Consider the following 14,273-nt stretch of genomic DNA (forward strand, 5'->3'; position numbering starts at 1 on the left):
TTGTTGGTGACATAGTTTTACTTTGAGGCTATGAATAAGAGGATTTTCATTATACTCCAATATCTTTTTTTGCTTGGCCTGGCGGCTTTCCTGGTATGGTGGTCTATAAAGGATATTGATAATGAAAAATTATCTGAAATCCGCTCCGCACTTACCAACGCCCGGCTTTACCTGTTTGCCCCGGTTTTTATCATTTTATTACTTAGTCATTATGTAAGAACATTGCGCTGGCGGCTGTTGATGGAACCGCTGGGTTACCATCCCGATAAGTTGAATATGTTTTTTGCAGTGATGGTTGGCTACCTGGCTAACCAGGCGCTGCCAAGGCTTGGAGAGGTACTAAAATGTACGATCCTGGCCCGTTACGAGAAGATACCGGCTGACAAATTAGTCGGCACCATCATTCTTGAAAGGTTAATTGACGCCCTTTCACTATTGCTGGTGTTTTGTATTACACTTGCTATTCAGCCAGGCTTGTATTCCCAAATTATCGATACAATTTTTAACGGCGATGTAAAGGATGAGTCTAAAAAAATGCCGGGTTATATTATCGCCTTGATTACCGTAGGAGGTATTGTTCTTTTGATCGGGCTGTGGATGATTCTAAAAAAGAAAACCTTCAAAGATCTTGGCGTTGCCATGCGGAAAATTGGCAGCAGGATTTGGCAAGGACTTAGTACTATTCAACATCTTAAAAAAAGGGGCCGGTTTCTCTTCCTTACATTAATGCTCTGGTGTCTTTATTTATCCGGTGGCTATATAGGATTTCTTGCCTTACATGAAACTGAGCATTATGGAATCAAGGAGGCTTTTACCGTTCTTTCGGCCGGCAGCATAGGCATGATCGTTACACCGGGTGGCATCGGTGCTTATGCCTATTTAATTGAAGCCACTATGCAAATGTATGGGCTGCAGCAAAGTATTGCTGTCGCATTTGGATGGCTACTTTGGCTGGCGCAAACCGTTGTCATTTTTATTGCTGGTGTTTTTAGTTTCGCTACGCTTCCCTGGTACAATAAGAAAAAAATGAAAACTGCTGTTTGATTTTTTCTACAATAAGAATTATCTCCATTTCTCGAAATCTTAATACAATCTCTTGTTCTTGTTATTTAATTTTATCGTAAATCGGCATTTTCAATGACGCATGTAAAACAAAAGACGATTGCAAGAGATATAAGCTGGCTTTCATTTAACGCAAGGGTTCTGCAGGAAGCGGCAGATCATACAGTGCCGCTTCGGGAAAGAATACGCTTCCTGGGAATTTTTTCAAACAATCTCGATGAGTTTTTTCGTGTAAGAGTGGCCACATTAAAAAGAATGATGCAGGTCAGCGGAAAGGCCAATATGCATCTGGAAGCAGACCCCCAACAGATACTGGATGATATTCAAATGACGGTATTAAACCAGCAAAGTGAGTTTGCCAGGATTTGGGATGATGTGCAGCGGCAGATGAAACACCAGAAAATTCACCTGGTAACGGAAACAGAGCTTACACCCGAACAGCAGGAATTCGTCAGGGACTACTATGATGAGGAAGTAAGCTCAAATGTCATCCCGCTGATGATTGAAAATATCCCACAGCTTCCTAATCTAAGAGATAAATCTATTTATCTCGCTGTTGTAATGTGGAAGAAGGAAAGTGCTTTGAAGAAAAAATATGCATTGATTGAAGTGCCAAGCCGGGTACTGGGACGATTTGTCATCCTTCCTTCCAAACCCGAAGAGCATCGTATCATCTTATTGGAAGATGTGATCCGGTTTAACCTGCCTGAGATTTTTTCCTATTTTGGGTACGACCAATATTTTGCACATGTATTTAAAGTGACGAGAGATGCTGAGTTGGATATTGATAGCGACGTGTCAACGAATATTATTCAAAAAATTGAAAAGGGTTTGAAAAACCGGCGCAAGGGCAAACCGGTTCGTTTTGTCTACGATAAAGAGATGGACCCGGGTTTGCTCGAGTATCTTACCCGTCGCTTAAATCTTTCTAAAAAAGACAATCTCATTCCCGGTGGCCGCATTCACAACTTCCGGCACTTTATGGATTTCCCGGAGCAGGTTTTTAAAATAAAGAAGCCAAGGAAAGACCCGTTCTATCACCCGCTATTGATGGAAAGACGGATATCTGATGTGGTGCTGGAAAAGGACATCATGCTTCACCTGCCCTATCATTCTTTTACTCCCCTTATAGACGTTATTCGTGAAGCAGCTATTGATCCGGATGTCAGCACTATCAAGATTACTTGTTACAGGCTGGCCTCTCAGTCAAAAATCATTAACGCATTGGTTAATGCCGTAAGAAATGGAAAGGAAGTGATTGTTATGCTGGAACTCCGTGCCCGTTTTGATGAGGAAGCAAACCTGGAATGGAAAACAAGATTGGAAGATGAAGGGGCAAAAGTGTTGGTAGGTATGCCAAATATGAAAGTGCATGCGAAAATCTGCCTGATCCGTAAGAAAATCAAGGATAAAAATGTTTTATATGGATTTGTAAGTACAGGCAACCTGAATGAAAAAACCTCAAAGGTATATGCGGACCACTGCCTGCTTACTTCTAATCCAAAAATAATGGCAGATGTGAGCAGGGTGTTCAATTACCTTGAGCATTATAGAATGGATGGCCAGTCATTAAAAAGCTGCAAGATCATAATTCCCAGTCCGCATATTATCCGGAGAGAAATTTACAAGTTGATCGACAATGAAATCAAGAACGCAAAAAAGCATAAACCATCCGGCATCATTTTAAAAATGAATTCACTTTCTGACGAAGGAATGATCGAAAAATTAAACGAAGCCGCCCGGGAAGGGGTTGCTGTTAAACTGATCATTCGCGGTATTTTTTGTATGCTGTCGGAGAGTAAAAAATTTAAACGCCCCGTACAGGCCATCAGTATTGTAGATGAATATTTGGAACATGCACGGGTGTGGGTATTTCACAACAGGGGCAAAGAAAAAGTTTATATATCTTCGGCTGACTGGATGTTGCGCAACCTGGAGCATCGTGTAGAAGTCACTTGTCCTATTTGGGATCCGGGGATCAAACAAGAGCTAAAAGATATTTTAAATATTCAGCTGCAGGACAATGTAAAGGCAAGATGGCTCGACAATGAATTGAAGAATGAATACGTACAAAGCACCAAAAAGAAAATTCGTTCACAGGTTGAAACATATGATTATTTATACAAAAAAACATTGACACCCATTGAGACTGGCAGCCATTGATATAGGAAGTAATGCGGCAAGACTGCTGATCAGCGATGTGATTGCCAACGCTCCAGGCAACACTCCCGAATTTTTGAAAGTAGCTCTCGTACGTGTACCACTACGCCTTGGATTTGATGTATTTGACAAAGGAGAGATATCAGCAACTAAAGCCGATAATGTTGTCAAAACAATACTATCCTACAAATTATTGTTAGATGTATATGGCGTAAAACACCTGAAAGCCTGCGCTACGTCGGCCATGCGGGATGCATCCAATGGCAAGGCTATCATTCAAAAAGTGAAAGCGGAAACAGGAATTGATATTAAAATTATCAGCGGCCAGGAAGAAGCCTCTTTTATTTACGAAAATCATTTTGCTGAAGGTCTCACCCGCGACGAATCCTACTTATACATTGATGTAGGTGGTGGAAGTACTGAACTTACTTTTTTTAGTGATGGCAAGTTGATCTTTAAAGAATCGTTTAATATCGGTACGATCCGGTTATTAAAAAACCAGGTATCAGAAACGACCTGGGACACCATGAAGGAATTCATTAAAACAAAAACCAAAGGCTATCACCATGTATCCGCCATTGGCTCCGGCGGTAATATCAATAAAGTATTTTCGATTTCAAAACGCAAAGATGGAAAGCCTCTTTCGCTTGAATTACTTCGGGATTACTATAAAGAATTTAGCAGCATTTCTTTAGATCAGCGCATGAGCCTGTATAAATTCAGGGAAGACAGGGCCGATGTAATTGTGCCGGCCTTGCTGATTTATATTAATGTCATGCGTTGGGCTGATGCAGAAGAGATATTTGTTCCTAAGATAGGGTTGGCCGATGGTCTTATTCATACACTTTACGAGGAAGTAAGAGAACCACGATTAGTATGATTGAAAAGGATTAAAAGGAAATCATTTATCTTTCGCCAATCATTTTAAAATTCTTTCAATCCTGGTTCCATGCCTGTAAACAAAGAAGTAAAACGAATCACGACCAACACGCTGCAAAAAATGAAAGAGGCCGGAGAAAAAATCTCCATGCTCACGGCTTATGATTATTCGTTTGCCAGGATAATTGACTCTGCAGGGATAGATGTCATATTAGTTGGCGACTCAGCCAGCAATGTAATGGCCGGTCATGAAACCACATTGCCCATTACACTGGACCAGATGATCTATCATGCCTCTTCCGTGATCAGGGCTGTTGAAAGATGCCTGGTGGTAGTGGATCTTCCTTTTGGCTCTTATCAATCTAATTCAGATATAGCATTAGCATCTGCGATACGCATCATGAAAGAAACGGGTGGGCATTCCGTCAAACTCGAAGGCGGTGCAGAAGCCCTGGATGCCATTCGAAAAATAGTTTCAGCAGGCATCCCTGTTATGGGCCATTTAGGACTTACACCTCAATCTATTTATAAATTCGGTACTTATGCAGTGAGAGCTAAAGAAGAAGCCGAAGCCGAGAAGTTGAAAACAGATGCGAAATTGCTGGAAGAGGTAGGTTGTTTTGCGATCGTATTGGAAAAAATCCCTGCCATGCTTGCAAAGGAGGTGTCACAAAGCTTAGACATTCCCACTATTGGCATCGGCGCTGGTGGTTATTGCGACGGGCAGGTTTTAGTAATGCATGATATGTTAGGCATCAATACCGAATTTAAACCACGGTTCCTTCGTCAATACCTGAACATACATGAACAGGCTACAAAAGCCGTACAGCAATATATCACGGATGTAAAGTCAAACGACTTCCCTAACGAATCAGAACAATATTGAGACTGGTTTAAGGAGTAAAATTTAAGGTGATTTACCAACTGCATTGACGGATGGCCATTTGCGGTAAACAGTAACATTAAACATTAAACCTTAGATACTCTCACTAACTTTGCACTTCAAAAATTTTTCTATGGATTTTCTGAAAGTCTTAAAGATAGACGATATAAATGCCGGCGTCGGAACAGGTGTCAATTGGATTAAATCAAATGGGGAAACGATCAGTTCCTTTTCTCCGGTGGATGGAAAATTAATTGGAAAGGTAGTCGCTGCTGATAAAGAAAGCTATGAAACGGTAATCAAAAAAGCCGAACAGGCTTTTTTGGAATGGCGTACCTGGCCGGCTCCTAAACGAGGCGAAATTGTGAGACAAATAGGTGAAGCTTTACGACAGTACAAAGAGCCATTGGGAAAGCTGGTATCCTATGAAATGGGAAAAAGTTTACAGGAGGGATATGGCGAAGTGCAGGAAATGATCGACATCTGCGATTTTGCAGTTGGGTTGTCAAGACAACTTCATGGTCTTACCATGCATAGTGAACGCCCTGGCCACAGAATGTATGAGCAATACCATCCATTAGGTATTGTGGGTATTATATCTGCTTTTAATTTCCCCGTTGCAGTGTGGAGTTGGAATGCTATGCTGGCATGGGTTTGCGGCGATGTGTGCATTTGGAAGCCTTCAGAAAAGACACCTTTGTGTGGAGTTGCCTGCCAGCATATTATAAAAGAAGTGTTTGCCAAAAATGATGTGCCGGAAGGTGTAAGTGGTTTAGTCATCGGGGGGCGTGAAGTTGGCGAATGGATGAGCAATGATCCAAGAGTCCCATTGGTATCGGCCACAGGCTCAACCCGAATGGGGAAAGCGGTCGGTGCTGCGGTAGGTGCCCGTTTAGGAAAAGCCTTATTAGAGTTGGGCGGCAATAACGCCATCATCATTTCTAAAGATGCCGATCTCGATATTGCAATTCTCGGTTCGCTTTTTGGCGCTGTTGGTACGGCAGGCCAGCGTTGTACCTCTACACGTCGCCTGATCATTCACGAAGATGTTTATGAAAATGTAAAGTCTAAATTGATCAGTGCTTATCAACAACTTTCAATCGGCGATCCGCTTGATCAAAAAAATCATGTAGGCCCGTTGATTGATAAAGACGCTGTAAAAATGTACCTCGATACAATTGAGGCCTGCAAAAAAGAAGGCGGAAAATTTTTAGTAGAGGGTGGTGTGCTGGAAGGCAATGGTTACGAAAGTGGCTGCTATGTAAAACCATGTGTGGCTGAAGCAAAACCTGACTTTAAAATCGTGCAGCATGAAACCTTTGCCCCTATTCTCTATTTGTTGAAATATAAAACCATGGAAGAAGCCATCGCTATCCAAAATGGTGTGCCGCAGGGGTTGTCTTCTTCTATCATGACACTGAACCTGCGGGAGGCGGAGCAATTCCTGTCTGTCGCCGGTAGCGATTGTGGTATTGCCAATGTAAATATTGGTACATCTGGTGCCGAAATCGGTGGGGCTTTTGGCGGCGAAAAAGAAACGGGCGGCGGCCGGGAAAGCGGCAGCGATGCCTGGAAGATTTATATGCGCAGGCAGACAAACACGATCAATTACAGCACAAATCTACCTTTGGCACAAGGAATAAAATTCACCGTTTAAATACTAAAAAGCAAAGTACTACGTTGGTATATTCTATCGGGATATACTTTGCTAATTCCTTTGTTTTCTGCTAATTATTAATAATTTTTACAGCAAAACAATATCCTCTAAAACTAACTGTTTGTTATCCATGAAAAGGATCTCTCTTGTAGTGGCGTTAAGCTTTCTGTGTTTTCTTCTCTCCCATTCGCAAGTACGTGTGGCCATGTTGGGTGGTGGTCATCAGTCAAAAATATTGGAGGATAATAGTCTACCCGGTTGGGATAGTATAAAACAGAACTATTCGGGTAGAAATGGCGCTCATTTTGGTTTTCTGGCCGACATTCGCCTTTCTCCAAATTCGAACTTTTATTTCCAGCCATCTGTTCAATTTTTTAATAAAGGAAGAAAATATAAAAGCCCTTCTACTGATTCAACAGTTATCTACAAAATACGAACAGTGCATGATGATTCTACGGTTACTATAACTGACTCCATAGTTGATACAAAATATTTCCAGGAAAAAAAACAGTACATAAACTACATCGAAATCCCTTTAAATATTGTTTATAAATTAAAACTGGGGAAAAAGGCAAGCTTTATCATAGGTGGAGGGCCTTATTTTTCCCTGTTTTATAATGGTTTTTACAAAACCGAAGACATGGTGGTTGACGTAAGCGTAAAAACTGTTGAAGATAATTCTGATCTCCCTGTAGGAAAAGGTAAAGGAAAATTCTCTACACTTAACCTTGGTGTAAATGGATTAGCGGGGTTCGAATACGGTCGCTTTTTTCTAACGGCCAATTATAGCCGGGGTTTAAAAGATTTTCATGAGCCAGATTATAGTGTCAGCAATTACAAGCATGAAGTAAAGGGGGCCACTTTAGGAATATTCCTCGGCAAGCAAGCGCCTCCGGTTCCAAAAGATAAGGACGGTGACGGAACACCCGATAAAACAGATAAGTGTCCTGACATTGCCGGATCTGCCAAACTTTTAGGCTGTCCGGATACAGATAATGACGGCATCACGGACGGTGACGACAAATGTCCCGGCGAAGCTGGATCTGTGGAAAACAATGGCTGCCCCTATCTTGACAATGACAATGACGGCGTATTGGATAAAGATGACAAATGCCCTGATATAGCCGGAGCAAAAGACAATGCGGGATGTCCATACGCTGACACTGACAAAGATGGAATTATTGATAAAGAAGATAAGTGTCTTGAACAAGCTGGCCTGGAACGATACCAGGGGTGCCCGGTACCGGACACAGATGGCGATGGCATCAACGATGAAGAAGATAAATGCCCCGATGTAAAAGGTGTAGCCGAAAGAAATGGCTGCCCCGAAGAGATCAAAAAAGAAATTGTAGAAAAAGTTGAATACGCTGCCAAACGGATTCAATTTAAAGTCAACAGTGCCGAACTGCAATCAGGCTCATTTAAAGTGCTGGATGAAGTAGCAAACATTTTGAAAGATAATCCTGACATCAAGGTTGCTATTGAAGGACATACCAGCAGTGAGGGTCGTTATGAAGTAAACATGAAGTTGTCTGAAAAAAGAGCAAATACTGTAAAAGAGTATTTACAGGCAAAGGGAATCGATTCCAGCAGGTTGACAGCCATTGGATTTGGCCCGGACAGGCCTTTGAATTCGGGCAAAACCCCGGCCGAAAGAGCTGAAAACCGGCGTGTTGAATTGAAACTAAGCAACCAATAGCGACGAAACAACGTCAAAAAAATCATAAAAAACCCTGCAGACCGAGAAGTTGCAGGGTTTTTATTATCTAATAGTATGAATGGTAAGTACTATTTTTGAGACTTTACCCAATTTTGTAATAAAATATAATAACAAGTAAGAAAATGAAGAGTTTACTGAGTCGTACCCTTTTGATTGCCATAGGAGGTTTGATTAACGTTGCTGCCTTCTCCCAAAAAAACGAAGTGCCAAAAGGATGGCATTTGCTGGATCAGAAAAAAGATGGTTATTATGGGATCAGCATAGATAAAGCCTACGAGTTCGTTAAATCAAAAAATCTAAAAAGTTCCCCGGTTATCGTTGCAGTTATCGATTCAGGTGTTGATACCCTGCATGAAGATCTCAAATCGATTCTTTGGAAAAACCCCAAAGAAATTCCCGGAAATGGTATCGATGATGATAATAACGGCTATGTGGATGATATTTATGGCTGGAACTTCCTGGGTGGTCGTGACGGCAGAAACGTAGAAAAAGATTCTTATGAGGCGGCACGGGTCTATCATCGCCTCAAAAGCAAATGGGAAGAAAAAGATGCTGCCTCCGGTACCCTTTCTGTCGACGATACGAAAGAATACAAAATGTGGTTGAAAGCAAAATTTGATGTGGTGGGCGATATTAATCCCTTTGAAGTGATCCAGGTAAAAAGAATGTACAAGGATCTGAAACTCGGAGACTCCATTATCCGCAAAGATCTCAGCAAAGAAGAATACAATTGTAAAGACCTCAGCAGCTATACACCGTTAAGCGACAAAGCAAAAAAAGTAAAAACCATTCTGTCGTCAATTTGTAAAGGCAATGATAGTGATGATATTTCCAATCAAATGATCCTCGATGAACTGGAAGCTGACATCAATAAATTTGAAGCTGTTGATCGGGCGCCTAAAGATTATCGCAATGAAATCGTTAAGGATAATTATAACGACATCAACGACAGGTTTTATGGCAACAGCAATGTAATGGTCAGCAAAAATGCCGCCTTACACGGAACCCATGTATCAGGAATTATCGGAGCCATCAGGAATAACGGTGTTGGAATGGATGGTATAGCGGATAATGTTAGGATTATGACAGTTCGTGCCGTTCCGGATGGTGATGAGCATGACAAGGATATTGCTTTGGCCATACGATATGCCGCCGATAATGGTGCAAAAGTGATCAATATGAGTTTCGGTAAAGGTTTCTCTCCTGAAAAAAAATGGGTAGATGACGCTGTTAAATACGCAGAAGGCAAGGGGGTATTATTGATTCATGCTGCAGGTAACAGCCATCAAAACCTTGACAGCACTGAAAACTATCCGACTGTAGTTTTTGAAGACGGTAAGAGAGCCTCTAATTGGATTACAGTAGGCGCCAGCGGCGATCCAAAAGCTGGTGGCCTGACAGCTAGTTTCTCGAATTATGGTAAAAAAGAAGTAGATGTGTTTGCTCCCGGCGTAAAAATTTATTCGACAGTTCCGGGTGGCAATACTTATCAAAATTTGCAGGGAACGAGTATGGCTTCACCTGTTGTCGCGGGATTGGCAGCCTTTATCCTTCAATATTATCCAAAACTTAGTCCTGAGCAGGTAAAAGCAGTGATTGAAAAATCAGCGCAGAACCCAGGTGTAAAAGTAAAAGATCCGGGAACCGGCGAAGAAGTTGATCTGTCAGACCTCAGCAAAACAGGTGGCGTGATCAATGCTTACGAAGCGATCAAACTTGCTTCAACATTAAAACCAGAAACAATTAAAAATACCAAGCCTGTTAAATCCAAAGTGACAGAAAAAGTAAAACAATAAATTTTTAAGTATTTACAGAATACCCGGCATTGTAGGATTTATTAATCTAAGATGCCGGGTTTATTTATGACTATCCGAAAGCTCTATGATTGCCTTCATCCGCGACCTAATTTACTGAGGACACTTTTCATTTCGTCAGGATGTCGGGTTCCGATAAGAAGCCTCTCACCATTTGTAAAAATAATTTGTAATCCCGTGTCACCCGAAAAGATATAGGCTTTTCCCCTGGGTCCAAAACGAATGCCGATGCCAATAGTAGCCGGATTAAATTTGCTTACAAAAACTTCCTGTATACTATCCCATGAATACTTTTTAAACGATTGTTCAAAAGGAGTGAAGCGAACATAAATACCGTCTGTCCTGATTTGAGTAATTAACCTGAGATCACTGAAAATAATTACTACTATGCATATCAACAACCCCACCAACAACGAGGCAGCTATATCGCCAAAGCTCCCCTTTTGTATAAAAAAATTAAAGAGTAAAGCCAATATAAAAATCCCCGCCATCACTTTAAAAAAACTCCTCGTTTTCTTCCTATCGGAACCCTGTATTTCTTCAAACAGTATTTCAGTAGACATCGTACAAATTTAAGCTTTGAATAAAAGCAATGTTCCTCATAGTCTCAAACTGCGTTTACTGAAAAAAAATTAACTTTCCCCCGCTAAACACAAACTTCAAACAATAAACTTCATATATATGCGACCTGATCTTTCCCGTGTTGGCAGTTGGTACCACAACTATATTAACCTAGTACCAGAGGATGAATTATCCGGGGCATTTGTAAAAGAAAGTGTTTCGTTTGTCCGTTTCCTGGAAACAATACCTCCGGACAAATATGACTATCGTTACGCCGCTGGCAAATGGACCATTAAAGAAGTGTTGCAACACATTATAGATTCGGAAAGAGTCTTTGCCTACCGTGCTCTCCGTTTTGCGAGAAAAGACGCAACTCCTCTTCCGGGTTTTAATGAAAACCAATTTGCAGCCGCTTCCAAGGCTAATACCAGGAGTTGGGATAAACTGGTTGAGGAGTTCAAAGTTGTAAGACGATCCTCAGAATTATTATTTAATTCTTTCGACGAAGAGCAATTAGACTCCAACGGTATATCTTCCAACAGCCCGAACTATGTGTTAGCTGTTGGCTTTATTATTATTGGTCATGCTATACACCATCAAAAGATTGTAAAAGAAAGGTATTTGTAAGAGGACTATTAAAAACCTTGTTTTAAATCCGCTGATCAATTAAATCACTGGTTCAAACACAAGGATTCAGAAGGATATTTTAAATAATTTTCTTTTAGGGTCGAAACTTAATAGACCATTTTTTTATATCAGTTGTTGATATCCTCTACTCCACACTCAACTCTTCCTGGTTTCTTCTCAAAGAAAAAGCCAACCAGATTAGTCCAGCTACACAGGCTATTGACGAGGCTATCAGCACGGACACTTTTGAAAACTGGATGGTTTCGGCATTCTTGAAAGCAAGGTTGGAAATAAAAATTGACATGGTAAAACCAATACCTCCCAGGATTCCTGCGCCGGTTAAATCTTTCAATTTTATTCCGGAAGGCAAGCTCCCCCATTTTAACTGGATCAGTAAGAAACAGAACAGTATAATACCTACTGGTTTCCCTATCACCAGCCCCAATATGATACCAAGATTATTGTTTGTGGTCAACTCATTGATCCATCCGTCTGAAAGAATCAAACCGGTATTGGCAAGAGCGAAAATTGGAAGAATAACAAAGGCAACAGGTTTATGAAGAAAATGCTGTAAGCGATACGATGGACTTTTGTAGTCAGTTCCGCCAAACGGAATAGCGAAGGCCAGTAACACGCCGGTTATCGTAGCATGCACACCTGATTTCAACATGCAGTACCACATCACGATGCCGGGAAGAACATAAAATAACAGGTTGTACACTTTTAATTTCCCCAATATAAACAGCCCGGCAAAAATACCCAGCGCCGATAACAGATAAATCCAGGATATACCATCATTGTAAAAGACGGCAATAACAAGTATAGCTCCGAGGTCATCAATAATGGCCAGTGCAGTGAGAAATATTTTTAAAGAATAAGGTACCCTGTTGCCCAATAGCGACAGCATCCCTAATGCAAAGGCAATATCAGTTGCCATCGGTATCCCAAAGCCCGGTTGAGTAGCGGAGCCATTGTTAAATAAAAAATGAATGGCCGCCGGCACCAGCATGCCGCCGATAGCTGCAGCAATAGGTAAAGCGGCTACTTTCAGATCTTTTAACTCTCCGATATACAATTCACGTTCTATCTCTAATCCTACCAGCAAAAAGAAAATAGCCATCAAGCCATCATTTATCCAATGTTCGATGGAGTATTTCAAACTAATTGATCCAACCGAAAGATCAACATAGCGATGCCAAAAACTGGTATAGGGCTCTCCCCAATTGCTATTGGCTATGATCAATGAAATGATGGTACAAGCAAGCAGCACCAGGCCACCCGCTTTCTCACTATCTAAAAATTCTTTCAGCAGTTTGGTTATTCGCATCCGGTAAGATTGATGTGATTCACAAAAATAAGTGATAAAAAAAAGAGGGAATTATCTTTTTGAATTGTCTTTATGTTAGTTAATCACAGACTTTTGCATTTCTTTTAAACTTTACTGGCATTATTTTTCGTTCAATAACAACAAAATAAATCACCATGAAAAAAATAATATCCGTTTCATTATTTCTTGCTGCCATTGTTTTTACCACTTCTGTTTCTGCTCAATCCTATAAAACAGGTGTGGGTGTGCGGTTAAGCAGCAGCCAGGCCATGGTTAATAATTCTATTTCACTGAAACATTTTTTAAATGAACGATCGGCCATCGAAGCATTATTTTCATTTGGTGATCCGCTCGCCATTGGAGCTTTATATGAAGTGCACAAGCCATTTAGTTCAGAAGGTTTGCAATGGTTTTATGGCGGGGGTGGCTACCTCGGCTTTGTAAAAACATGGAACCCCAATAAAAACCGCAACGAGACAGATGTTAATGTGGGGGCACAGGGTGTAATTGGCCTGGATTATAAATTCACGAATCTTCCGTTGAATTTATCATTGGATTGGAAACCCGAACTCAATTTGGTTAGTGATATCAACTTCGAACCGGCAGCAGTCGGTTTTACAGCAAGATTTACTTTCTAAAAATAAAATCGCATAACTTTTTATTTAAACTCCGCAGAACTGCGGGGTTTTTTATTGTCGGTACTAGCTAATTCTTACAATACCGCATAATTATGCATTGATTCACCTAAATTAATGCACATATTTTAAACTTTGTGCGTTTTATTGCACTTTCTTCCCGTATATTTAGACTTCTTTAACAACTAACGCATGCTTATGCTTAAGAAAGAAAGGCAGTCTTATATTTTACAACAGGTCAATCTTCACAATAAGGTTCTCTCCTCTTCGCTCAGCCTTGAAATCAATGTGTCGGAAGATACCATCCGCCGGGATCTCCAGGAATTGTCTTCCGAAGGCAAACTGCTAAAAGTTCACGGCGGAGCCCTCTCCCGTTCGTTTAGCAATGTTCATATACCCAGCAACGGGGTTTATTCCCAGGATCAAAAAAAAGTAATTGCTGAAAAAGCCATTGCACTGATCAGTGATGGCATGTTTGTATTAACAGGGGGTGGCACCACGATCGTGGAAATGGCGAGGCTACTACCGTCCGAGTTGAAAGCCACTTTTGTTTCCGGAAGCATCGCCGCTATTCTTGAATACATGGACCATCCCAATATCGAAGTGATCCTGATCGGCGACCGGGTTTCAAAAAGTTCCAAGATCACAGTTGGCTCAGAAGCTATTTCCAAAGTAAGACAGATGAAAGCCGACATCTGTTTCCTCGGCACCAATGCCCTTGATCTCAACAATGGTGTAACCGACAATGACTGGGAAGTGGTGCAGTTGAAAAAAGCAATGATTGAATCCTCTCAAAAAGTAGTGTGCCTTGCTATTGCAGAAAAGATCAACACTTTTCAGCCGATACAAATTTGCCCGTTGAATAAGATCGATGTACTAATCACAGAACTGAACCCGGATGATCCTATGTTGAAACCTTATGCTAATGCAGGGATAGAGTTATTATAA

Annotated in this window: 12 protein-coding genes; 10 read left to right on the forward strand and 2 right to left on the reverse strand. The window is 41.0% G+C overall.

The features are described 5' to 3' along the window. Positions 1 to 30 precede the first annotated feature (30 nt). From P2W73_RS11630 to P2W73_RS11660, 7 genes are all read left to right on the forward strand, one after another. A complete protein-coding gene (locus P2W73_RS11630) occupies positions 31 to 1,044 on the forward strand; it encodes a lysylphosphatidylglycerol synthase transmembrane domain-containing protein (protein WP_276502213.1) in 1,014 nt (337 codons plus the stop codon). 93 nt (positions 1,045 to 1,137) lie between these two features. Continuing rightward, positions 1,138 to 3,225, forward strand: a complete 2,088-nt coding sequence (gene ppk1, locus P2W73_RS11635) for a polyphosphate kinase 1 (RefSeq protein ID WP_276502214.1) — start codon at positions 1,138 to 1,140, stop codon at positions 3,223 to 3,225. Beyond that, positions 3,206 to 4,102: a Ppx/GppA phosphatase family protein gene (locus P2W73_RS11640; protein WP_276502215.1), complete on the forward strand. Its 897-nt coding sequence runs from the start codon at positions 3,206 to 3,208 to the stop codon at positions 4,100 to 4,102. The genes ppk1 and P2W73_RS11640 overlap by 20 nt, the downstream gene beginning before the upstream one ends. Before the next feature lie 69 nt (positions 4,103 to 4,171). After that, positions 4,172 to 4,987 (forward strand): 3-methyl-2-oxobutanoate hydroxymethyltransferase, encoded by an 816-nt coding sequence (gene panB / locus P2W73_RS11645; RefSeq protein WP_276502216.1) that lies wholly within the window; start codon positions 4,172 to 4,174, stop codon positions 4,985 to 4,987. A gap of 130 nt (positions 4,988 to 5,117) precedes the next feature. Further along, complete coding sequence (gene amaB / locus P2W73_RS11650) at positions 5,118 to 6,641, forward strand: L-piperidine-6-carboxylate dehydrogenase (protein ID WP_276502217.1); 1,524 nt, start codon at positions 5,118 to 5,120, stop codon at positions 6,639 to 6,641. Positions 6,642 to 6,771: 130 nt separating this feature from the next. Continuing rightward, on the forward strand, positions 6,772 to 8,340 hold the full coding sequence (locus P2W73_RS11655) for an OmpA family protein (protein WP_276502218.1): 1,569 nt from the start codon (positions 6,772 to 6,774) through the stop codon (positions 8,338 to 8,340). 143 nt (positions 8,341 to 8,483) lie between these two features. After that, positions 8,484 to 10,157 carry a S8 family peptidase gene (locus tag P2W73_RS11660; RefSeq protein WP_276502219.1) on the forward strand — a complete coding sequence of 558 codons (1,674 nt, stop codon included), beginning with the start codon at positions 8,484 to 8,486 and terminating at the stop codon, positions 10,155 to 10,157. Between the two features lie 95 nt (positions 10,158 to 10,252). Here P2W73_RS11660 and P2W73_RS11665 read toward each other — a convergent pair whose 3' ends face one another. After that, positions 10,253 to 10,738: a DUF6141 family protein gene (locus tag P2W73_RS11665; RefSeq protein WP_276502220.1), complete on the reverse strand. Its 486-nt coding sequence runs from the start codon at positions 10,736 to 10,738 to the stop codon at positions 10,253 to 10,255. Positions 10,739 to 10,856: 118 nt separating this feature from the next. On the opposite strand from P2W73_RS11665, the gene P2W73_RS11670 reads away from it, so the two are divergent. Continuing rightward, positions 10,857 to 11,363: a DinB family protein gene (locus tag P2W73_RS11670; RefSeq protein ID WP_276502221.1), complete on the forward strand. Its 507-nt coding sequence runs from the start codon at positions 10,857 to 10,859 to the stop codon at positions 11,361 to 11,363. A 145-nt stretch (positions 11,364 to 11,508) separates the two neighbouring features. On the opposite strand, the gene nhaA is transcribed toward P2W73_RS11670, so the two are convergent. Then, positions 11,509 to 12,690 carry a Na+/H+ antiporter NhaA gene (gene nhaA, locus P2W73_RS11675; protein WP_276502222.1) on the reverse strand — a complete coding sequence of 394 codons (1,182 nt, stop codon included), beginning with the start codon at positions 12,688 to 12,690 and terminating at the stop codon, positions 11,509 to 11,511. A 155-nt stretch (positions 12,691 to 12,845) separates the two neighbouring features. On the opposite strand from nhaA, the gene P2W73_RS11680 reads away from it, so the two are divergent. Both P2W73_RS11680 and P2W73_RS11685 read left to right on the forward strand, forming a co-directional pair. Then, entirely contained in the window at positions 12,846 to 13,328 is a 483-nt protein-coding gene (locus P2W73_RS11680; RefSeq protein ID WP_276502223.1) for a hypothetical protein, read from the forward strand. A gap of 195 nt (positions 13,329 to 13,523) precedes the next feature. Further along, a complete protein-coding gene (locus tag P2W73_RS11685; protein ID WP_276502224.1) occupies positions 13,524 to 14,273 on the forward strand; it encodes a DeoR/GlpR family DNA-binding transcription regulator in 750 nt (249 codons plus the stop codon).

The sequence above is a fragment of the Terrimonas pollutisoli genome, from assembly GCF_029360765.1.
Lineage (GTDB): Bacteria > Bacteroidota > Bacteroidia > Chitinophagales > Chitinophagaceae > Terrimonas_B > Terrimonas_B pollutisoli.

Coding starts and splice junctions, on each gene's coding strand:
- P2W73_RS11630 (WP_276502213.1), top strand. CDS start 31: ATGAATAAGAGGATTTTCATTATACTCCAATATCTTTTTTTGCTTGGC.
- ppk1 (WP_276502214.1), top strand. CDS start 1,138: ATGACGCATGTAAAACAAAAGACGATTGCAAGAGATATAAGCTGGCTT.
- panB (WP_276502216.1), top strand. CDS start 4,172: ATGCCTGTAAACAAAGAAGTAAAACGAATCACGACCAACACGCTGCAA.
- amaB (WP_276502217.1), top strand. CDS start 5,118: ATGGATTTTCTGAAAGTCTTAAAGATAGACGATATAAATGCCGGCGTC.
- P2W73_RS11655 (WP_276502218.1), top strand. CDS start 6,772: ATGAAAAGGATCTCTCTTGTAGTGGCGTTAAGCTTTCTGTGTTTTCTT.
- P2W73_RS11660 (WP_276502219.1), top strand. CDS start 8,484: ATGAAGAGTTTACTGAGTCGTACCCTTTTGATTGCCATAGGAGGTTTG.
- P2W73_RS11665 (WP_276502220.1), bottom strand. CDS start 10,738: ATGTCTACTGAAATACTGTTTGAAGAAATACAGGGTTCCGATAGGAAG.
- P2W73_RS11670 (WP_276502221.1), top strand. CDS start 10,857: ATGCGACCTGATCTTTCCCGTGTTGGCAGTTGGTACCACAACTATATT.
- nhaA (WP_276502222.1), bottom strand. CDS start 12,690: ATGCGAATAACCAAACTGCTGAAAGAATTTTTAGATAGTGAGAAAGCG.
- P2W73_RS11680 (WP_276502223.1), top strand. CDS start 12,846: ATGAAAAAAATAATATCCGTTTCATTATTTCTTGCTGCCATTGTTTTT.
- P2W73_RS11685 (WP_276502224.1), top strand. CDS start 13,524: ATGCTTAAGAAAGAAAGGCAGTCTTATATTTTACAACAGGTCAATCTT.